20 protein-coding genes are annotated in these 21,287 nt (G+C 55.0%); 12 read left to right on the forward strand and 8 right to left on the reverse strand.

Annotated elements, in window-relative coordinates; translation table 11 throughout:
* The 7 genes from QZ197_RS06955 to QZ197_RS06985 all read left to right on the forward strand — a co-directional run.
* On the forward strand, window positions 1–269 hold a 269-nt coding region (locus tag QZ197_RS06955; protein WP_296431149.1), incomplete at its 5' end, for a ribose-5-phosphate isomerase A.
* 37 nt (window positions 270–306) lie between these two features.
* Window positions 307–1,743, forward strand: coding sequence for an FAD-dependent oxidoreductase (locus QZ197_RS06960; RefSeq protein WP_296431150.1), 1,437 nt, complete (start codon window positions 307–309; stop codon window positions 1,741–1,743).
* Window positions 1,744–1,820: 77 nt separating this feature from the next.
* Window positions 1,821–2,963 carry an FtsH protease activity modulator HflK gene (hflK, locus tag QZ197_RS06965; protein WP_272146286.1) on the forward strand — a complete coding sequence of 381 codons (1,143 nt, stop codon included), beginning with the start codon at window positions 1,821–1,823 and terminating at the stop codon, window positions 2,961–2,963.
* Window positions 2,963–3,841 carry a protease modulator HflC gene (locus tag QZ197_RS06970; RefSeq protein WP_272146284.1) on the forward strand — a complete coding sequence of 293 codons (879 nt, stop codon included), beginning with the start codon at window positions 2,963–2,965 and terminating at the stop codon, window positions 3,839–3,841. Before hflK ends, QZ197_RS06970 begins: the two co-directional genes overlap by 1 nt.
* Before the next feature lie 270 nt (window positions 3,842–4,111).
* Window positions 4,112–5,539, forward strand: a complete 1,428-nt coding sequence (locus QZ197_RS06975) for a Do family serine endopeptidase (protein WP_272146281.1) — start codon at window positions 4,112–4,114, stop codon at window positions 5,537–5,539.
* 127 nt (window positions 5,540–5,666) lie between these two features.
* The gene (locus QZ197_RS06980) at window positions 5,667–5,990 is read left to right on the forward strand and encodes a 2Fe-2S iron-sulfur cluster-binding protein (protein ID WP_272146279.1); all 324 of its coding nucleotides are present in this window, start codon (window positions 5,667–5,669) and stop codon (window positions 5,988–5,990) included.
* Window positions 5,987–6,688, forward strand: coding sequence for a VCBS repeat-containing protein (locus QZ197_RS06985; protein ID WP_272146277.1), 702 nt, complete (start codon window positions 5,987–5,989; stop codon window positions 6,686–6,688). The genes QZ197_RS06980 and QZ197_RS06985 overlap by 4 nt, the downstream gene beginning before the upstream one ends.
* Here the strand turns inward: QZ197_RS06985 and cobS are convergent.
* Window positions 6,685–7,446, reverse strand: coding sequence for an adenosylcobinamide-GDP ribazoletransferase (gene cobS / locus QZ197_RS06990; RefSeq protein WP_272146275.1), 762 nt, complete (start codon window positions 7,444–7,446; stop codon window positions 6,685–6,687). The two genes, QZ197_RS06985 and cobS, sit on opposite strands and share 4 nt — an antisense overlap.
* A 79-nt stretch (window positions 7,447–7,525) precedes the next feature.
* Here cobS and cobT point away from each other — a divergent pair, with 79 nt between their 5' ends.
* Window positions 7,526–8,536 (forward strand): nicotinate-nucleotide--dimethylbenzimidazole phosphoribosyltransferase, encoded by a 1,011-nt coding sequence (cobT, locus tag QZ197_RS06995; protein WP_296431152.1) that lies wholly within the window; start codon window positions 7,526–7,528, stop codon window positions 8,534–8,536.
* On the opposite strand, the gene QZ197_RS07000 is transcribed toward cobT, so the two are convergent.
* The 3 genes from QZ197_RS07000 to QZ197_RS07010 form a co-directional block, all read right to left on the reverse strand.
* Window positions 8,533–10,407, reverse strand: a complete 1,875-nt coding sequence (locus tag QZ197_RS07000; RefSeq protein WP_296431153.1) for a monovalent cation:proton antiporter-2 (CPA2) family protein — start codon at window positions 10,405–10,407, stop codon at window positions 8,533–8,535. The two genes, cobT and QZ197_RS07000, sit on opposite strands and share 4 nt — an antisense overlap.
* Window positions 10,408–10,522: 115 nt before the next feature.
* Window positions 10,523–12,949 (reverse strand): hypothetical protein, encoded by a 2,427-nt coding sequence (locus tag QZ197_RS07005; protein WP_296431154.1) that lies wholly within the window; start codon window positions 12,947–12,949, stop codon window positions 10,523–10,525.
* A gap of 108 nt (window positions 12,950–13,057) precedes the next feature.
* Window positions 13,058–14,350: an O-acetylhomoserine aminocarboxypropyltransferase/cysteine synthase family protein gene (locus QZ197_RS07010; protein WP_272146617.1), complete on the reverse strand. Its 1,293-nt coding sequence runs from the start codon at window positions 14,348–14,350 to the stop codon at window positions 13,058–13,060.
* An 88-nt stretch (window positions 14,351–14,438) separates the two neighbouring features.
* Here QZ197_RS07010 and QZ197_RS07015 point away from each other — a divergent pair, with 88 nt between their 5' ends.
* Window positions 14,439–14,852 carry a VOC family protein gene (locus tag QZ197_RS07015; RefSeq protein WP_272146616.1) on the forward strand — a complete coding sequence of 138 codons (414 nt, stop codon included), beginning with the start codon at window positions 14,439–14,441 and terminating at the stop codon, window positions 14,850–14,852.
* Here QZ197_RS07015 and QZ197_RS07020 read toward each other — a convergent pair.
* Entirely contained in the window at window positions 14,849–15,850 is a 1,002-nt protein-coding gene (locus QZ197_RS07020) for a hypothetical protein (protein WP_296431155.1), read from the reverse strand. The two genes, QZ197_RS07015 and QZ197_RS07020, sit on opposite strands and share 4 nt — an antisense overlap.
* A 150-nt stretch (window positions 15,851–16,000) precedes the next feature.
* On the opposite strand from QZ197_RS07020, the gene QZ197_RS07025 reads away from it, so the two are divergent.
* Complete coding sequence (locus tag QZ197_RS07025) at window positions 16,001–17,452, forward strand: aldehyde dehydrogenase family protein (RefSeq protein ID WP_296431156.1); 1,452 nt, start codon at window positions 16,001–16,003, stop codon at window positions 17,450–17,452.
* 6 nt (window positions 17,453–17,458) lie between these two features.
* Window positions 17,459–18,454: a membrane dipeptidase gene (locus QZ197_RS07030; protein WP_296431157.1), complete on the forward strand. Its 996-nt coding sequence runs from the start codon at window positions 17,459–17,461 to the stop codon at window positions 18,452–18,454.
* On the opposite strand, the gene QZ197_RS07035 is transcribed toward QZ197_RS07030, so the two are convergent.
* Both QZ197_RS07035 and QZ197_RS07040 read right to left on the reverse strand, forming a co-directional pair.
* The gene (locus QZ197_RS07035) at window positions 18,432–18,947 is read right to left on the reverse strand and encodes a GNAT family N-acetyltransferase (RefSeq protein WP_296431158.1); all 516 of its coding nucleotides are present in this window, start codon (window positions 18,945–18,947) and stop codon (window positions 18,432–18,434) included. The genes QZ197_RS07030 and QZ197_RS07035 overlap by 23 nt on opposite strands.
* A 174-nt stretch (window positions 18,948–19,121) precedes the next feature.
* Entirely contained in the window at window positions 19,122–19,856 is a 735-nt protein-coding gene (locus QZ197_RS07040; RefSeq protein ID WP_296431159.1) for a porin family protein, read from the reverse strand.
* Window positions 19,857–20,257: 401 nt separating this feature from the next.
* On the opposite strand from QZ197_RS07040, the gene QZ197_RS07045 reads away from it, so the two are divergent.
* Window positions 20,258–20,737: a hypothetical protein gene (locus QZ197_RS07045; RefSeq protein WP_296431160.1), complete on the forward strand. Its 480-nt coding sequence runs from the start codon at window positions 20,258–20,260 to the stop codon at window positions 20,735–20,737.
* Here the strand turns inward: QZ197_RS07045 and QZ197_RS07050 are convergent.
* On the reverse strand, window positions 20,738–21,287 hold a 550-nt coding region (locus QZ197_RS07050; RefSeq protein WP_296431161.1), incomplete at its 5' end, for a toprim domain-containing protein.

Raw genomic sequence — 21,287 nt, forward strand, 5'->3', positions numbered from 1 at the left:
GCGACGGCAAGCCGTTTATCACCGACGAAGGCAACATGATCCTTGATCTGCACCTAAAGCATATAGGCAATCCAAGGCAGTTGGCGCTTGTGCTGAACCAGATCCCGGGTGTCGTCGAAAATGGGTTGTTTATCGATATCTGCGACGTCGTGATTGTGGGTCACGGTGACGGCAAAGTGACTGTGCGTGACATCACCAACAACACCTCAGAGGTTGTACGATACGATGTGCGTGACGATGATAATATCTTCGCAGGCATTGCGGACTAATTAACGACCATTTCTTGAATAAAGCCGGAGCCCAAATATGACTTTTGATTACGACCTTTTCGTCATTGGCGGTGGTTCTGGCGGGGTGCGCGCGGCGCGCGTTGCTTCGGCGACTGGCGCAAAAGTGGCACTTGCCGAAGAATACCGCATGGGCGGCACCTGCGTTATTCGTGGCTGTGTTCCCAAGAAACTGATGGTCTTTGCGTCCGGTTATTCGGAAATGTTCGATGATGCCCGCGCTTACGGGTGGGATGTGACCGAAGGGCCGTTCAATTGGCCGCGGTTCCGTGTGCATATGCATAAAGAACTGGACCGCCTCGAAGGTATTTATCGCAAGCTGCTGGATGGCTCCAATGTTGAGATATTTGATGCCCGCGCGTCCCTCAAAGACCCGCACACTGTAATTTTGTCGACTGGCCAAGAGGTCAGCGCAAAGCATATTCTGGTGGCCACTGGCGGGCGTCCTGTCGTGCCAGAAATGCCCGGATCAGAACTTGGGATCACGTCGAACGAGATTTTTTTGCTGGATGAAATGCCAAAGTCGATTTTGATTATTGGCGGTGGTTATATCGCGTCCGAGTTCGCGGGTATCTTGAACGGTTTGGGCGTTGAAGTGACGCAATTCTACCGTGGCGCACAAATCCTGCGCGGCTTTGACGACGAAGCCCGCGGGCTTGTTGCCGAAGGTATGCGCGCCAAGGGTGTTGATCTGCATTTGGGTACAAATATCGTCGAAATGCGGGCCGCAACCAAAGACGACCTGAAAGGTTTGACCGAAGGCGTGCCGATGGAAGACGGCCATCCAGCCGTTGTTCCCCATAAAAGCGCGGGCCACGGTATTTGGGTGAAAGCCACAAATGGCACGGAAAAAGTCTATGATCAGGTGATGTTTGCGACAGGCCGTGCGCCAAATACAGATGGCATGGGACTAGAGGATGCAGGTGTAACGGTAGGGCGCAGGGCAGAAATTGTTGTCGATGAATACAGCCAGACGAACATTCCGTCCGTCTATGCGATTGGCGACGTGACCAACCGTGTCCAGCTGACCCCTGTTGCGATCCGCGAAGGCATGGCATTTGTGGAAACGGTATTCAAAGGCAATCCAACCGCAGTAGACCATGAATTGATCCCCTCGGCGGTATTTACGCAGCCTGAATTGGGCACCGTTGGCTTGACGGAAGAACAGGCCCGCGACATTGAACCGGTCGAGATTTATTGCACGTCGTTCAAGCCGATGAACCATGCTTTTGCAGGCCGCGATGATCGCGTTTTGATGAAACTTGTGGTCAGCAAGGCGACCCGCAAAATACTGGGCTGTCATATCGTCGCAGACCATGCGGGCGAAATGATCCAATTGGTGGGCATCGCGGTTAAGATGGGTGCAACCAAAGAAGACTTTGACCGGACCGTTGCCGTCCACCCGACGATGGCAGAAGAACTGGTGACGATGAAGGAACCCGTGCGGAGCGCTTGATTTCGCATGATTAAGACACACATGGCAACAGAACGTTCGCGCACGCGAGCATGACGCAAAGGAAGCATAGGGAAACGATGGCAGGAAATACGGGTGGCCCATGGGGCGGCGGTGGAAACAATGGTTCAGGCGGGGGTGACGACGACAACCGCGGAAACGGTGGTCGTAAACCGAACAATGATGGGCCTGGCATCCCCGAGATCGATGATCTGGTGAACAAAGGCCGCGAACAACTGCGCGTCCTAATGGGCGGTGGCGGGGACGGCAAAGGCCGGATCGGCGGCGGCGGTGGCGGCGAAGGTCCGCAAATGACACGGGGCACGGTTGGCCTTGGTCTTTTGGCGGCTCTTGGCCTTTGGCTTTATGCGTCGTTCTATACAGTCCGCCCAGAAGAACGCTCGGTCGAGTTGTTCTTGGGCGAATTCTACGCTGTCGGTGAATCCGGTCTGAACTTTGCGCCTTGGCCAGTTGTGTCACGTGAAATTCTTGCCGTTACAACAGAGCGGAACATCGACATCGGTGTCAGTCGCTCTGGCAGTGATGCAGGTTTGATGCTGACCGGTGACGAAAACATCGTGGATATCGATTTCCAAGTTGTTTGGAACATCACCGATCCGCAATTGTATCTTTTCAACCTTGCTGATCCGCCGCAAACCATTGCGGCAACTGCTGAATCCGCGATGCGCGAGATTATTTCGCAGTCTGAACTTGCACCGATCCTGAACCGGGACCGTGGCGCAATTGCAGACCGTTTGCGTGATTTGGTTCAATCAACACTTGATAGCTACGACAGTGGCGTGAACATCATTCGTGTGAACTTTGACAAAGCTGACCCACCGGAGCCGGTTATTGCCTCGTTCCGCGCGGTTCAGGATGCTGAACAAGAACGTGACCGTGTGCAGAACGTCGCTGACGCCTATGCAAACCAAGTTGTTGCCGAAGCACGTGGTCAAGCAGCACAAATCCTAGAGCAAGCCGAAGGTTACCGCGCCCGTGTGGTCAACGAAGCCGAAGGTGAAGCCAGCCGCTTCTCTGCTGTTTTGGCAGAATATGAAAAGGCACCAGAAGTAACGCGCAAGCGTCTTTATCTGGAAACAATGGAGGGTGTGCTTGGCGGTGTCGACATCATCTTGCTTGACGATGCTGATGGTGGACAAGGCGTTGTACCTTACCTGCCGCTCAATGAGCTGCGCCGCAATTCTAACGGAGGGACTAACTAATGCGTAAAACTGCATTTCTCCTGCCCGCGCTCGCGGTCATCGTCATCGGTGTCATGTCATCGGTATTTATCGTCGACGAACGTCAGAAAGCGCTCGTGCTTCAGTTCGGTCAAATTGTCCGTGTCCAGGAAGAACCGGGTCTGGGTTTCAAAATCCCACTGATCCAAGAGGTCGTGCGCTATGACGACCGCATCCTGAGCCGTGATCTTGATCCGCTGGAAATTACCCCGTCTGACGACCGTCGTTTGGTCGTCGATGCCTTCGCCCGCTACCGGATTGCCGATGTAGAGCAGTTCCGCCGCGCCGTAGGTGCCGGTGGTGAAGAGGCTGCTGCACGTCGTCTGGACAGTATTTTGCGTGCCGAAACGCGCGAAGTTCTGGGTTCTGTGACGTCAAACGACATTCTGTCAGTTGACCGTGCAGCACTGATGCTGCGGATCCGCAACTCTGCGATCGCAGAAGCGACCTCACTGGGTCTGCAAGTTATTGACGTACGTCTGAAGCGGACAGATTTGCCACCAGCAAACCTTAACGCTACTTACGAGCGGATGAAGGCAGAGCGTGATCGCGAAGCCGCAGACGAGCGTGCGCGTGGTAACGAAGCAGCCCAGCGTATTCGTGCGGGTGCAGACCGTACCGTGATCGAATTGGTGTCCGACGCCCAGCGTGTCAGCCAGATCGTTCAGGGTGAGGCCGACGCGCGTCGTAACGAGATCTTTGCAAGCGCGTTTGGTGCCGATCCAGAGTTCTTTGAATTCTACCGCTCAATGACCGCGTATCAGCGGGCTTTGACACCAGGTAATTCTACGATGGTTCTGTCACCAGACAATGAGTTCTTTAACTATCTCAAGTCTGATGTAGGTCGCGTTAGCGAATAATTTTTGACAATGACTTTGTCTCAAAGGGGCTGGCAGAAATGCTGGCCCTTTTTTTTCCGCTCTAAAAGCTGGTATGTTACAATATGCTTCACATGTAATTGAGAAACAGTGCACTAAGATTGCGTTGCACAATTCGCGCCCTACATAGAACATCATACCGTGAAAGGGCGGCCATAACTGCATGCCCGCATTCAAACAAAGGAGATTTGCCCCGTGAAGTCCCAGGCAATCGCAATTCAACAAGACCAGCAGCGCGAGCGACGCCTGCTGATGGCTTTCGTTACTACATTGGCCGTCGCTGTCGCAATGATCTTTGCGCAGGTCGCGCTAGCCAATGCGCAAGACCGTCCGGCAACCTTTGCAGATTTAGCAGAACAGATCAGCCCGTCAGTGGTCAACATCACGACAAGTACAATGATCGCCGGCCGCACCGGCCCACAAGGATTGGTCCCTGACGGATCGCCGTTTGAGGACTTTTTCAACAATCCCGAGCGTGGCGGTCCAGGTGATGGCGCACGTAGATCGTCTGCGCTGGGCTCCGGATTTGTGATCTCTGACGACGGATATATCGTGACGAATAACCACGTCATCGAAGGCGCGGACGAGATTTTGATCGAATTTTTCCCCGGCGGCGAAGCTGGTGTTCCAGCCGAACTGATCGGCACCGATCCGAATACCGATATCGCGGTCCTTAAGGTCGATCTCGAAGATTTGCCTTTCGTGGAATTCGGTGACAGCAACGGCGTTGGCGCCCGCGTTGGTGATTGGGTGATGGCAATGGGCAATCCGCTGGGCCAAGGGTTTTCGGTTTCTGCGGGTATCGTGTCAGCACGCAATCGCGCATTGTCCGGCACTTATGACGACTACATCCAGACAGACGCCGCGATCAACCGCGGTAACTCTGGCGGGCCTCTTTTCAATACAGATGGCGAAGTCATTGGCGTAAACACCGCGATCTTGTCGCCAAATGGTGGCTCTATCGGGATCGGCTTTGCCATGTCCTCTGCGGTCGTTACCAACGTGGTGGACCAGTTGATCGAATTTGGCGAAACCCGCCGCGGTTGGTTGGGCGTGCGCATTCAGGATGTGACGCCTGACATGGTTGACGCTATCGAAGGTCTGGATATGGCGCGCGGCGCGATGGTTACTGATGTACCACCGGGTCCTGCCGAAAATGCCGGTATGATGGCAGGTGACGTGATCTTGGACTTTGACGGTATCGCAATCCAAGATACACGCGAACTTGTGCGTATCGTTGGCAATTCTCCGGTTGGCAAAGAGGTACCTGTTGCGGTTCTGCGTGATGGTGACATGGCTGACTTGACCGTTGTGCTTGGGCGTCGTGAAACGTCTGAAGCGGTCGCATTCCCGGCGTCTTCGCAAGAAGACGAAACGCCTGAACAAACCGAGATTTTGGGCCTGACGCTGTCTGAAATCACACCAGAGCTTACCGATCAGTTTTCGCTTTCCGTTGAAAACGGTCTGGTGATCACGGCGATCAATCCAGAATCCGAGGCAGCTTCCAAAGGCTTGCTCGAAGGTGACGTGATCACTGAAGCCGGCCAAGAAGCGATTATGACAATCGCTGATTTCGAAGCACGGATCGAGGCGGCCTCAGAAGCAGGTCGCAAGTCAATCCTGCTTTTGGTGCGCCGTGGCGGTGATCCACGGTTCGTTGCGCTGGTTCTTGAAGAGTAATCAACGCGAGATACAATTCAAAAGGCGGCCCTTGGGGTCGCCTTTTGTGTGTTTAGGGGCTGGCGAGGATGGGCCAGCTACACTACTTAAAGACCCAAATTGATAGATTCCAAAAGGACAGACTGACATGGCAAAAATTACGTACGTGGAACATGGCGGCAAAGAACATATCGTCGATGTGGCCAATGGGCTGACAGTGATGGAGGGCGCGCGTGACAACGGCATTCCAGGCATTGAGGCCGACTGTGGCGGTGCATGTGCCTGTTCAACCTGCCATGTCTATATTGACGACGCGTGGGTCGAAAAACTGCCTGCCAAAGATCCAATGGAAGCCGACATGCTTGATTTCGCATACGAGCCTGATGAAGTGAAGTCGCGCCTGACCTGCCAGTTGAAGGTCACAGATGCGCTTGATGGCCTGCGTGTGCAGATGCCAGAAAAACAGATTTGATCACGCGCACAATTGCCGTGGTGGCTTTGACGGCCACCACCGCCTGCGCCGAAACGATCGTGTCAGCGCAATACACCGCGCCCACGGATCGCTATGCCCACGGTATTCTGGGCGATGCGATCGAATGGGGCGCGCTTGTTATCACGACCGAAAACGGCACACGTCGCTTTACGCTGTCCCAAGACCGCGTGTTCGAAGATGTGGCACCGCGCCTTGTTGATCTGGACAATGATGGTGCCCCAGAGGTGATCGTGGTTGAAACGCTTGCCGCGAAAGGTGCGCAGTTGGCGATCTATGATGCGAGTGGCAAAATCGCATCTACGCCGCATATCGGGCGCACCAATCGCTGGCTGGCGCCGATCGGCGCTGCGGATCTGGACGGAGATGGCGCCATCGAAATCGCCTATGTCGACCGCCCACATCTGGCAAAAACCTTGCGTGTTTGGCGGTACGAAAGCGGTGCTTTGACACATGTGGCTGATCTTGAGGGGCTCACCAATCACCGCATTGGCGAGACTGACATCGGTGGCGGTATCCGTGACTGCGGTGACGGTCCAGAAATGATCACAGCCAGCAGTGATTGGCGCAATGTCATGGCTACGACGCTGGTTGATGGGCAATTGTCTTCGCGGGTGCTTGGCGATCACGTTGACCGCGGGTCGTTTGCAACCGCACTGTCGTGTTCCGATCTGCCTTAACCGAGCATTGCCACGATTGAGACAAGCGCGGCAAGCTCGGTGATCTGCTGGGTTGCCCCCAAAATATCACCGGTTTGCCCGCCAATTTTTGCCCGCGCGATCAGTCCACAGATCAAAGTTGCAACCGCTACAACCAACACTAAAACCGCGTAGCCGCAGGCAATAGCAACAACGGCACCGATACCAATCGCGAGCCAAGTTGTATTTGCGGCTGGCCGCCCGACCGTCTGGCTTAGCCCGCTGTTGCGCGCGTTTGGCATAACGGCCATCAGTACAACCATACTGGTCCTGCTTAACGCCGCAGCCGCGATCAGCGCCATCCAGTGGATGCCGAACGCCACAATCGCGCTTAGTGCGAGCCACCGGATCAACAGTGTCAAGGCAATCGCGCAGACGCCGTAAACCCCGGTATTGCTGTCCTTCATGATCGCAAGGCGGCGGGCTTTGTCCCAACCACCCCAAAGCCCATCGGCGCTATCGGCCAACCCGTCTTCATGCATCGCACCAGTAGCAATGACCGAGATGGCCAATGCTATCGCCGCCGCGATGCCCGAAGGGATGCCAAACCCCAGTAATACCGATGTAGACATTGCCAATACGACGCCGACAATCACACCAACAAGCGGAAACGCCCATGCGGATGCCGCCCCGCGTGCCACCGCTTTTTCGCCATCGACAACAATTGGAAAACGGGTCAAAAGCCCCAGCGCAGCAGGCAAGTCTACGCGGTTGATCAGCCCCGTGTCGTGTTTAAACAATTGGTCGGTCCTTTGTAGGCTTTTCATCAGGTTTTTGTGCGTTAAACAGGTCCCGAAGATTGACCTTAGCGAGGACCTGATGCAAGCGCCATTTACCACACTTTCGACCTTTCGGGACACTTTGGCAGCCGCCCCGGGACTGGATGCAAAGGCCGCGCAAGGCGCTCAAGATCGTAACGGTCAATTGACGAAACCGCCCGGTGCACTGGGCCGGCTCGAGGATCTTGCGATTTGGTACGCAGGCTGGCGCGGCGACGCAAAACCGCAGATTAATGCGCCTCAGGTCATTATTTTTGCAGGCAATCATGGTGTTTGCGCGCAAGGCGTGTCGGCATTTCCGCCAGAAGTAACGGTACAAATGGTTGCCAATTTCGAACATGGTGGTGCGGCAATCAACCAGCTTTGCAAGGCGTTTGGCGCGAAGATGGATGTATACCCTTTGTCACTGGACACGCCGACTGCTGATTTCACGGCCGCCCCGGCGATGACTGACGCCGAATGCGTGGAGGCACTACAAATAGGTTGGAATGCCGTCGATCCGGACGCTGACCTTTTGGTGACAGGTGAAATGGGTATCGGAAACACTACGTCCGGGGCGGCGATATCGGCCGCTCTTTTGGGGGGTGACGCGGCCGACTGGACAGGGCGTGGCACGGGCGTTGATGATGACGGATTAGCACGCAAGACCGATGCCGTGGCACGCGGGCTGGCGCTGCACGCGAACCGCGACCCACTAGAGGTTTTACGCTGTCTGGGTGGACGCGAACTGGCGGCAATGGCCGGAGCAATAGCCGCAGCCCGCCATCACCGAATTCCGGTTATTCTTGATGGGTTTATCTGCTCTGCAGCTGCACTGACCCTTGCAACAGCATGTGATGGCGCACTTGATCATACGGTCGCGGGTCATCTAAGCGCTGAAGGCGCGCATCAGCGCCTGCTCGATGCACTGGGCAAAGAGCCGCTTTTGCGTCTTGGTTTGCGTCTTGGTGAAGGGTCCGGGGCAGCGCTTGCCATTGGGGTTCTGAAAGGGGCAATCGCCTGTCACTCTGGGATGGCGACATTTGCAGAAGCGGGCGTCAGCGACGGCTAGTCATTGGCTTTGCTCTCGTTGGTTTGCTGGCGGGCCGCCAATTCCATCTCGAGCGAGTTATTCAATTCGCGGGCGCGTGCGACATACTCCGGCAATTCAGAAACAGCGACACCGGGTTCCCAAAGGTCCGCCAACTCGCGCAGGGCTTTGCGGTCGTGTTGGTAAAAACGCTGCTCTAGCTCGGCCGCTTCAAATTCTGTCAGCCCAAGGTTTTCCAACGCATAGCGGCCGGCCCGCAACGAGCTGTCGAACATCTCGCGGACAATATCATTGGCCCCTGCGTCATAAAGTTCATGCACATGTACACGGTCCCGCGCCCGCGCGATAATATGCAAGTCTGGGCGTGTTTTGCGGGCATAGCGCACCAGTTTAACGGCATTTGCCTTGTCATCGATAGCAACGACCAGAACCTGCGCATCTTCTAATCCGGCGGCATTCAATAGATCGGGCCGCGTCGGATCACCAAAGAACCCGCGAAAACCGAATTTCCGCATCATTTGTACAGTTGCCAGATTGTTATCAACGACGACCGTGTCAAAGCCCGCACTTTCCACCAGACGGTTCACGATTTGCCCGAACCGTCCGATGCCTGCGATAATTACAGTGCCTTTTTCATCGACCTCATCATGTTCTTCAGTGTCGGCGTCGCCCATGCGCCGCGTCAGCATTTCATAAGCGATAAACAACAGTGGCGTAATCAGCATCGACAGCGCGATAATCAGCAAAAGCTGCCCTGCTAGCGCATCGGTCAAAACCCCTTGGGTCAATGAAAACGAGATCAGAACAAAACCAAACTCGCCCGCTTGTGCCAAGCCAAGTGTAAATAGCCAACGGTCTTTTTTGTGCAGCTTGAACAGCAACGCTAAACCAAAAAGAATGACGCCTTTTATGACCATGACAGCGACCGCAAGCCCAAGGATGCGGGCGGGATCACCAAATAGCAGATCAAAGTTTATGCCTGCGCCGACCGTGATAAAAAACAGCCCCAGCAACAGTCCTTTGAACGGCTCAAGATCGCTTTCTAGCTCGTGCCGGAATTCAGAGTTGGCAAGAACAACGCCTGCAAGAAATGTACCAAGCGCGGGCGAAAGCCCGACCATCTGCATCAGCACAGCGATGGATACGACCATCAGCAGGGCAAGTGCTGTGTACATTTCGCGCAGCCGCGCATGATGGATATAGCGAAAAACGGGGCGCGTCAGAAACGTGCCTGCCAAAATTACTGCAGCGACAGCCCCCAGTGTCACAAGCGTGACCCCCCAACCTGGCAAGCCTTCGACCAAGCTGAGCGTCGCGTGATGCGTGTCGTCGGGATCAATGACCGCAAGCGACCCGTCGGTCGCCAACGAAACAACAACAGGTACCGCTAGCAAAGGCAGCAACGCAAGCATCGGGATAACCGCGATATCTTGTGCCAACAGGACAGAAAACGTGGATCTACCGCCGCTTGTTTGCATCAGGCCCTTTTCGGTCAGAGTTTGAAGGACGATCGCCGTTGACGACAGCGCAAAGATCATCCCGATTGCAACGGACGTGCCCCAATCATAGCCCATCGCAATACTGCCGCCTGTGATCGCCAGCATGGTCAGACCGACTTGCAGCCCACCCATGCCCAACAAACGTTGACGCATATTCCACAGCGCGCGCGGATCCAGTTCCAACCCGATCAAAAACAGCATCATCACGACGCCAAATTCAGCAAAGTGTTGCAAGTCCTTGGTCTCGGTGCCGACCAAGCCGGTCAGCGGGCCAATTGCGATGCCAGCAAGCAGATACCCCAGTACCGAACCCAACCCCAAACGCGCAGCGAGGGGTACTGCAATAACGGCAGCACCCAGATAAATCGTTGCTTGAATGAGGAACGTTTCCATGAGGGCCTGTTGAAATCGTCCTAAGGGCGCGGTTGATGTCGCCCATTTGAATTAATTATTAATGAATACTCTAGCGAGGTTGCCGCGCTTTGAAAGCTGCATTTCGCGCGGGTGATTAGCCGCTGGGCATTTCTATGGCATAGGTTCTGCCACGCTTGACGTAATTCAAGGCCTCATCTCCGATTGCAGTCACTTGGCCGCCGTCGAGTGCGCTACCGACTTCGACCCGGACATAGCGCCCGTTGCTAAGCCGCACCAAGGCGCGGCGCGCATTTGGTCGGCCGTAGATACCTATCAGGTTCATGTCGCGCAGACGGATCACATCTTCTTGCGTGGCCGCGCGTGCGACACCACCAGGGACGGGTTCGTAATTTTGGGGCGCCACGGGTGCCGCCGCGACAACGGGTGCTGCGGGCGTCGCGGGCGCGCTTGGTTGTGGGACTTGGGCTGCGGCGACGATGCTGCTGAAACGGGCGGGTCTAATCGCAGGGCGCTGAGATGCCCTGACCGCGAGTGCCGTGCTATTGTCAAAACGCAATGTTGCATCTTCGGCGGCAATTCCCGCTAAAATATCTGTGATATCCGGCGTATTGGGGTCTGTCGCAGGTGCAAGGCCATTGGGCCGCAATTGTGGGCGCAAATCGGTCGCTGCGCCGCCTTCCACGGTGGACGTATCAAGAAGCAGGGCGCCAGTATTCTGCAATTCCAATCCGGCCAATCCAACACCCCCGAGTGTGGCGGTCGTTGGCGCAGGTGGCTCAACATCTTCATCAGTTTCAGGTAATTGCGCATTTTCGGGACGCAGCGGTGTTGAAAAGTCAGGACGTCCGGCAACGACGATCACGCCTTGGGGTGCAGGGGCCAAAATGGCGATGCGGTCAAGATCGTCTTGGGATAGGGTCGGGCGCAAGTTGACGTTCAGATCAGGTAATCCGGCAATGACAACCGCGCCATCAGGGGTGACCGTGCCTTCGGGGGTTGCCTGAATAAATCCATTTTCATCGCGGGCAAATACGGCATCAGCCGGTGGCGGGTTAGGCGGCGTCGCAAAGCTGAAATCTTGCAATGGTGTAGGTGCAACAACTGCTGGCTGTGCCGCACGCAACGGCTGCACCACTTGCGTCGGACGATCGAACTCTAAGGCAATCGCACCAGATGGGATGTCCAAAAACCGTGGACTGCGCTGCCAAACGCCAGTTGCAGCATAGGATATTTCGGCCTCGGCTGGGCTAGGCACAATACCTAACGCCGGCGGCGTTGTGACTTGCGCTGTCGCTTGGGCGACGACCGCTTCATCAACCGGCGGCGCGGGTGGTGCTTGTGGCGTTTCAGGCCGCGTATCAGGGGCGCTTGCGACAATCGTGCTGGGCGCTGTGATCACTGCAGTTTGCGTTTGGGTTGCGGGGATTTCAGGTAAAACAGTACCTTGCGTGTCGGATGCACCGAATGCTGTCGCTGCAAACTCAGAGATTTCCGGTCCACGTTCGGTCACAGCTTCGGCGATCGCCACGGGCGTATCACTGTCGGCGGGCGCAAATTGTGACCATGCCAGCCCACCAATCACAGCAGCGACGGCGATACCTGCAGCAATCGCCAACTGGTTTTTACGTGTGGACTGAGAGGAAACCGCATGGGCGCGTTGGGCATTAGAAGGCGCTGCTGCGCCCAGCTTTGGCGCTTGGGCAGAGCCGGTATCGGCCATTGCCATCAAAGCGGGATTTTCGACCACCAAAACTGGCACGTGGAATTCTGGAATAATCCGATCAAAGTATGGCAAGTGGGCCAAAACAGGCGCGGATGTGTGTGCAATCTCGGCCGGTTCTGCAACTGGTTCAGGCCAGTATTCAGAGGGAATTATGTCACTGCGCACGAATGTCGGTGGTGCAACAGGTTCGGGTGACGCGATTTCTGCTGCAGTTTGCGATGCAGTCTTAATCAAGTCGGTAGCGCTGACTTCTTGTTCATCTAGGTCGGTATCGTCAATGACCAAAAGGCGCGATTTTAACCGGGTGCCAGCAATGAACACAGGCCGATCATCGCGCGCGACGCTGGCATTTGCGCCCAAGATGTCCAGCATGGCATCGGTGGGGCCAAAGAACACTTCTTTTTGGAATGTGAACGGCTCGGGGATCGCCACAAATGCCACGGGATTAAACCCATGCGCAGATGCAAAGTTTTCTGCTTCTTTCAGGGTGTCCCGCGCGACAGCGGCAATATGGGTGCGCCCGCCAGAGCGTTCGTAATCGACGACCAAATCCTCAAGCGCATAAGGCGTCGCGTCAGCCAAAACTGCGTCGATACCGTCTTGGGTCGTCAGAGTACTATCGATTGCTGTGAATTTGATCTGGTCTGAGGGAATGATCAGCTTTGTCATGATCCTGTCAGGAGCCAAGACAATCGCTTTTTCGCGCAGTTCGGCTAGATCTGCATCAAGGGTCGCACTGCTGATTTCGACACGCCCAATGCGACGCCATCCGCTTTGAACGCGTTGAAGCAGTTCAATGCCTTCAAAGGAAAGTGATAGCGCAAAATTGATGGTCATCTGCACGCTCTAGCATGTTGGTGTAACCGGCAAAACGCGTTTGCCCCCGCGCTTGAACCCTACAGCACAAACCCGCCTACGCCAAGGGCGCGGGCGGGTTGCTTTTGCTTAAGCTGTCGCTTTTGTGAGCGCCTGATCCAGATCAGCGATGATGTCGACGACGTCTTCGGTTCCGATGGACAAACGCACGATACCTGGGCCTGCGCCTGCGGCTTCTTGCTGTTCTGCAGTCAACTGGCGATGCGTTGTTGAGGCAGAGTGAATGATCAAGCTACGCGTATCGCCCAAGTTGGCCACGTGGCTGAAGATTTCCAAAGCATCGACCAGTTTCACACACGCGTCATAGCCGCCTTTGACGGCGACGGTGAACAAAGCACCAGCACCGCGTGGGCAAATCTTTGGCACCAGATGTGAATAGGGCGAGCTTTCGAGACCCGCGTAAGTCACATAATCCGTGCGTGGATCATCCTCGAGCCATTTTGCAACCTTCATAGCGTTTTCAACATGACGGTCCATGCGCAGCGACAGTGTTTCGATGCCCATCAGTGTATAGTGTGCGGCTTGCGGGTTCAGTGTCATGCCCAGATCACGCAGACCAATGGCAATACCGTGGAAGGTAAAGGCAAGCGGGCCAAAGGTCTCGGCGAACTTCATGCCGTGGTACGCTGGCTCTGGTTGGCTCAGGCTGGGGAACTTGTCATTCGCAGCCCAGTCAAATTTGCCGCTATCGACGACACACCCACCGGTCACGGTGCCGTTGCCAGTCAGGTACTTTGTGGTCGAGTGCACGACCAAAGTCGCGCCATGCTCAATCGGACGGCACAGGTATGGCGTGGCTGAAGTGTTGTCGACGATGAGCGGGATACCCGCCGCGTCGGAAATCGCAGAGATCGCGTCCAAATCGGTGATGTGACCACCGGGGTTTGCAATCGTTTCGCAGAACACCGCGCGGGTGTTGTCGTCGATGGCCGCAGCAACGGCTGCATGGTCATCAAAGTCTACGAATTTCGCGGACCAACCAAAGCGTTTGATCGTCTGGCTAAACTGCGTGACCGTACCACCATAAAGACGGCTGGACGCCACAACATTCAGGCCCGGACCCATCAACGGGAACAGCGCCATGATTTGTGCGGCGTGACCCGAAGAACAGCAAACGCCGCCGACACCACCTTCGAGTGTCGCGATGCGCTCTTGCAAAGCTGCGACCGTCGGGTTTGTCAGACGTGAATAGATATAGCCAACCTCTTGGAGGTTAAACAAAGCCGCTGCATGTTCTGCATCGCGGAACACATAAGCGGTTGTTTGATAGATCGGTACTTGGCGTGCGCCGGTTGCCGGATCGGGGCGTGCGCCTGCGTGAATTTGCAGTGTGTCAAAGCCGTAGCTTGGGCCATCAGTCATTTCGGGTCTCCCGTTTAAAATGCGTTGCGGCAAGGTGTAGGCGGATTTACACAAGCACTCAACGGCCCAATGCAAAAAGGATAAATCTATGCCCGTACCCTTTCATTTCGCGTTTCACGTTTTGGATCTGGACGCTGCAAGAGAATTCTATTCCGGTGCCTTAGGTGCCACTGAGGGGCGTTCGACCGACACTTGGGTCGATTTCGATTTTTTCGGACATCAGTTGAGCCTGCATTTAGGCACACCCTTTGCGAACGAAGCGACCGGCAAAGTCGGTGATCACATGGTCCCGATGCCGCATTTTGGCGTTGTATTGCCATTGGATGATTGGAACATATTGGCCGGACGCCTTGAAGAACGGCAAACCGATTTCATCCTTGCCCCATCCGTGCGTTTCAAAGGTGAACCGGGCGAACAATGGACGATGTTCTTCCGCGACCCATCCGGCAACCCGATCGAGATCAAGGGATTTGCTGCAGAAAGCGGTATGTTCGCCAGTTAGCGCATCCAAAAACCAGCTGATTTGATCTGGTTGCGGAGCGCACGCTCGCGGCGGGGCAAATTTGCGCGGTCAAACATATCGCGTACTTTCTGCCCACGTTTTTGGTAGATCATCCGCTTGAATGGCTCATAGAGCTTCAGCAGCTTTTTGATCTTGTTGGGTGCAGCCAGTGCGTCGAAAAAGGCGACCTGTGCGTCATTGGCGGTCGCATAAAGCAACGGCAAGGCGCGGTAATGATATGTCACATCACCGTCTAGACCTTGCAGTTCTGGTCCGGGTCTTCCACCACCAAACGCATGTATAACCAGTGGCAAGGCGACCTGATCAAGCCACGGGTCAAGCGGCTGTATTACGAGCTCTGACGGGGGATCGTTTCGGATAGATGCGGCATACTCGGTAAAACGCGCACCGAACGCGGCCGGGTTAGCCCCGAAAAACCAACCCGCATTGAAATACAAATAACGTTCCCAATATTCGTCCGGCTGCGCGGTATCCAGCGTGCTTTGGAAATCCAATCCAAACCGATCATAAAGTGATTTCCAAATTGCGGTATAACCGGGCCAATAAAGTTCTTCTACGGGCCAAGTCGCCGTGCGTTTCATCGACGCCGCAGGGTGGTCAAAATCAAAGGCAACTTGGCTCAAATCACCCGTAATCAACGTGTCAGTATCGAAAAAAACGAATGGCTGTCCGCTTGGCAAAACCGAAAGACCTTCGATTTTGTTGCCATGCGGGTAGGACTGACCAAAATGCAAATTTTTAAAAGGGGCAATTTTGGCACCCAAAGCGATCAAGCCGTCCTTGACGGGTTGCGTCATGCGCGGATCATTATCCCATAGTGGGCCAGGTTGGGGTTCGCCCACGAAAAGCTGTCCCTGAAAGTTAGGCGTGCTTTCACGCAAAGAGGCGGCAAACAGTAACGCCTCGTATTCTAACCGCCCGCGTTGGCCGATAATCAGAATGTTAAAAGAGGGCCCGGTAGGGCTGGCTTGCTGCATGCCGTGCTTTCACAGTTAAACAAAGTTGTCGCGCATTTAACGTCAGCGCGCCTGCGCTGGCAACCGGGCGATATAGGTTTGACTTAGGCCCGACCGTCCCACTAGTGTCACGCGAAATTCGCGTATTTGGCGCAAGAAAGAAGGCACCCCATGACAAAAACACAACTGAACTACATCGCAGGTGAATGGGTGTCTGGCACCTCTGAGATTGAAAACATCAACCCATCCGATCTGTCTGAAATTGTTGGTGTTTTTGCCCAAGCGAGTGGCGGTCAGTTGGAAGATGCGCTAAACGCCGCACGCCGTGCCCAAGCGGAATGGGCTGCCTACGGGCTGGAACGCAAGCAGAATGTCCTGAACGCGATCGGCAACGAACTGATGGCGCGCGCCGAGGAATTGGGCACATTGCTGAGCCGCGAAGAAGGCAAACCGCTGGCCGAAGGCAAGGGCGAGGTGTTCCGCGCCGGTCAGTTCTTTACTTATTTCGCTGCCGAAGTGCTGCGCCAGATGGGCGACACAGCCGACAGCACCCGCGACGGGATCGAAGTTGACGTGCGTCGCGAACCACTTGGCGTTGTCGCTATCATCAGCCCATGGAATTTCCCCACCGCAACTGCGAGCTGGAAAATCGCGCCCGCTTTGGCGTTCGGCAACGCTGTGATCTGGAAACCAGCGAACATCACGCCTGCATCTGCCGTCGCCTTGACCGAGATTATTTCGCGCCAAGACATCCCAAAGGGTCTGTTCAATCTTGTAATGGGGGCAGGCCGCGATGTGGGCCAGCGGTTGGTGGAAAGCCCCAAGATTGATGCGATTTCGTTTACCGGATCAGTGCCCGTCGGCAAAGGAATTGCGACCGCGGCGATCCAGAATCTGACCAAAGTGCAGATGGAAATGGGATCAAAGAACGCATTGGCCGTGATGGATGATGGTGACATTGATCTGGCTGTGACCCTTGCGCTGGGCGGTGCCTTTGGTGGCACAGGTCAGAAATGTACTGCGTCGTCCCGACTTGTTGTGCACAAAGCTGTACACGACGAATTTGCAGAAAAATTGATCGCAGGCGCGCAGGCGATGAAGGTCGGGCACGCGCTGGGGGCGGGTACGCAGATCGGTCCGGTTGTCAGCGAGCAGCAGTTGAATGAAAACTTGGCCTATGTCGAAAAGGGTCAAGCAGAAGGCGCAGAACTGGCCTGTGGCGGCGCGCGTGTCACACGCGATACCGAAGGTTATTACATGACGCCTGGCGTATTCCTAAACACGACCAACGACATGATCATCAACCGCGAGGAAATGTTCGCGCCACTGGCATCCGTGATCAAAGTCGACAGCTATGCAGAAGCGTTGCATGTGGTTAACGACACCCGCTTTGGTCTGACATCGGGCATTGTGACCAAGAACCTTGCACGTGCCACGCACTTTCGGCGCAATGCGCAAACGGGTTGCGTCATGGTTAATCTGCCCACCGCAGGCACGGATTACCACGTGCCATTTGGCGGGCGCGGCGACAGCTCTTACGGACCACGCGAACAGGGCAGCTATGCAGCGGAATTCTACACGACCGTCAAAACGGCCTATATTTCCTCTGGCACGCCGGAGTAGTCGCAAATGTATCTTGTCGATGGTCTGCAATACGCGAACTGGTCGCCGAAAATTTTCCGCCAAATGCGGGAAGGGGGCGTGGACGCCGTCCACGTCACCATCGCCTACCACGAGAATTTCCGCGAAACAGTGCTGAATATCGAGCAGTGGAATCGCTGGTTTGAACAGTACCCTGACCTGATCTTTCACGGCGAATGGGCGGCCGACATCGACAAAGCACGCGAAACGGGGCGCACGGCAATCTTTTTCGGCTTTCAAAACCCCAGCCCGATCGAAGACGACATCGGGTTGGTCGAAGTGCTGCATAAACTGGGCGCGCGGTTTATGCAGCTGAGTTATAATAATCAATCCCTGCTCGCGACGGGCTGCTACGAGGCCGAAGACCCCGGCATCACCCGCATGGGCCGCCAAGTGATCAAAGAAATGAACCGCGTTGGCATGGTGATCGACATGAGCCATTCTGCTGATCGTTCGACTATTGAAGCCGCTGAAATCTCTGAGCGCCCTATCGCAATCACACATGCGAACCTGCACGCATGGCAGCCCGCCTTGCGTAACAAGCGCGACGATGTGGTGCGGGCCGTCACGCAGAATGGCGGGATGATGGGGTTCTCGCTTTATCCGCATCATCTAAAAGGCAAGGGCGATTGCACTGTTGAAAGCTTCTGCGAAATGATCGCGCAAGCTGCGGAACAATTTGGCGTGGACCATTTTGGTATCGGGTCAGACCTATGCCAAGACCAACCTGACAGCGTCGTTGAATGGATGCGGGTGGGACGTTGGAGTAAGGAAATCGACTATGGCGAAGGATCGGCCAGCGCGCCGGGGTTCCCGCCGATGCCCGCTTGGTTTGAAGACAACCGGCATTTTGGCAATATCACGCAAGGCTTGCGACGCGTTGGGTTCGATGACGCTGAAGTGGCGGGATTGATGGGCGGCAACTGGTACCGGTTTTTCGCAGATAGCTTTGGGTCACAAACTAGACCAGTGGACGCTCCATAAAGTAGACAAAGTCCCGAAAGTGCTGTGGAAACCCATCGGGTTGGGCAATGTCTTTGAACCCGACAGTTTCATATAGGCGGCGTGCATCTGCCAGGAAACGCGCCGATGAAAAGTGCACCATGCGGTAGTCGTCCGCAATCATTGCCGTAAACATCTGCTCTAGCAACAACCGCCCCAGTCCGTGACCACGACCACCCTCATTGACGAACAGGTGCTTTATCTCGGCCACACCGGGTTCCGATGCGTGATACATCACGCACCCGGCGGGGTTTCCGTCAACTTCGGCGAGCAGGATTGCGCCTTGGGGACGGGCGTGAATACTTTCAAGATTATCGTCCTCGGTTTGAAAGGCCGCCGGATTCATCGGATTGCCATTCCTTGGGCCGTCAGCGGGAAATGCGCGCCAATGCCAGTCCAGCCATTCAAAGCATAATCCCCGCGCAATATCGAAATCGGCAGGGGTCTGGGCCATGCGAACGGTGATCTGAGCCATGCCAAGTTTCTCCTATACCGGTGGTCACCAAAGTATAACCGTCCACAAAGACAGAGGTCAAAGTATGCGCGCGGCGGGTCGCAAAACAGAAACGCCCGCGCAAATCGGTACGGGCAACGAAAAATGCCCCAACCGCATGGTCAGGGCATTTCAATAAAGTAACAAGGGTATCCCTTAGAAGCGGAACATCGCGCCCACCGCCAAAACATGCGTGCTGAGGTCTGCGTCAATCGCAGTGCCTTCGTTGTCGGTAAGCTCAAGCCCATCCGATGCGAGATAGCGATAGGATGCGATCACGCTCATGTTGGTGCTCATCGGAATTTCAACGCCACCGCCGACCTGCCATGCGAAAGCAGTATCGGAATCCGAAATGCCGTTGTTGCTGCCAAGATCAAACGAGACGTCGATTTCGCCCTTTGCCATGCCGATGCCGCCACCAATGAACGGTTGGACGCCGCCAAAGCTGCCTACATCATACCAGGCGTTAATCATGCCTGTGGTTAATGTGATGTCGCCGTCAGTATCGGCTACGTCGAACGGGGCGGTGGCGTCCGGAAAAACAAGACGATCTGAATCAGCTTTCAGCTGCCCCAATTCGGCCTCGACCCGGAATCCATTGCCAAGGTCATACCCGACGGCACCAAGGACACCGAACCCGCTATCAAGGCCGATTTCGCCGCTTTCGTATTCGGGGTCGATAATATCTTGCGTAAATTCGCCGTCCGGTTGGATTGCGGCAAAAGACAGTGCGCCGTAGAGGCCGCCAGCCGCGACTGGCGCGATCACGATAGGCGTTGCCGCAACGACGACCGGAGGTTCGGTCTGCTGGTTAGCAAGTGAGCCCGCGAAGGCTGCCGTGCTCGACATGGCCAGTGCAGTCAGAGACAGTGTGATGCTCTTGAAATTCATGGGTTCAGTCCTTTTTGCTAGTAGATCTGCGTGTTGTGCGCGCATTATCGTACGGGCTAACGGGCCTGATTTTGATGAATCTCAATATCAAACGGCATTTTGCGGATTTTCTGGCAAGGGAAGATTGAAGGACTGTGGCGACACCTTATCCCGCTCGGACATTAGGCCGGGTAGCGGCGATCCGCCCCCACGGGCGGCGCTATCACTGCGTCTGAGTCGGACATGACTTTCATGCTACTGTTGCATTACAACAATCCAAGGTTGAAATCGGAAGCATATTGAGGTCAAGTGATCTGATTTTAATAAAGTAACATTGGGTGGTGGTAAGAGTGTTTGGAAGTCACAAAAGACAGGGAGCCCAAACCGGCATCGCGATAAGGAACCAATTTGCGTCCGTATCTTTGAACACTGAATTGCACGAATTTGGAAAGGGCTTTATTCCTTCGCTTAGGTTCTTAACTGATGCATATACCGTTGGTTATTTTATGACGTCTGTTAATCTTTTCCGAGTATACTTTCACAAGGGGCAGAATTGGCAACCGCGCAAGATTGGAGAGTATGTTTTTGAAGCGTTCGATGCTTTTCAAGGGAAGCCCGGAATAGTTTCAACTACTATGTTGATGGATGAGACCGAAGGTCTGAAATTAGAAGAAAACTTCATCATGGGGCAAAGCCATGCTGAAACATTTTTTGGCGCAATGGCTGGGATCTTGCCGCAATCTGATCCCGATCCGATCGTTTTGAAGGCACGGGAAATGGCGCCACCATTACAAAAAATGCTGTTAAGTGTTGGAAATCAAAAGGTCAGTAATGACGCAGGATTCCAACTAGCTATATCTCATCTGACTGTAAAAAAATGGATTGAGCAGAATTATGGATGATCAAACATCCAACTCCTCCACAAACCGCGCGTTCTCTTGAATATACTGGAACCGCAACTCGGGTTTCTTTCCCATCAACCGCTCTACCAAATCCGCAGTGTCCCCCGGTACGTCATCATGCACGGTCACGCGGATCAGTTTGCGGGTTGCGGGGTCCATTGTTGTCAATTTCAGGTCCTTGGCGTCCATTTCACCCAAGCCTTTGAAACGCTGTAGGTCTATTTTACCTTTGCCGCCCAGACCTTTCGCCAGCCAAACGTCTTTCTCGGCGTCGTCCGCCACATAGACCCGCTTTGCCCCTTGGGTCAGGCGATACAGCGGCGGGCAGGCCAGATAAAGGTGCCCGTTGTCGATCAGTGGACGCATTTGAGTGAAAAAGAACGTCATCAGCAACGACGCGATATGCGCGCCGTCGACGTCCGCGTCGGTCATGATGATAATTTTCTCATAGCGCAGGTCTTCGACGTTGAATTTGGTGCCCATGCCGACGCCCAATGCTTCGCACAGGTCGTTAATCTCGGCGTTGGTTGTCAGTTTCGATGACGCAGCG

It is taken from the genome of Yoonia sp., assembly GCF_017854415.1.
Classification (GTDB): Bacteria; Pseudomonadota; Alphaproteobacteria; order Rhodobacterales; family Rhodobacteraceae; genus Yoonia.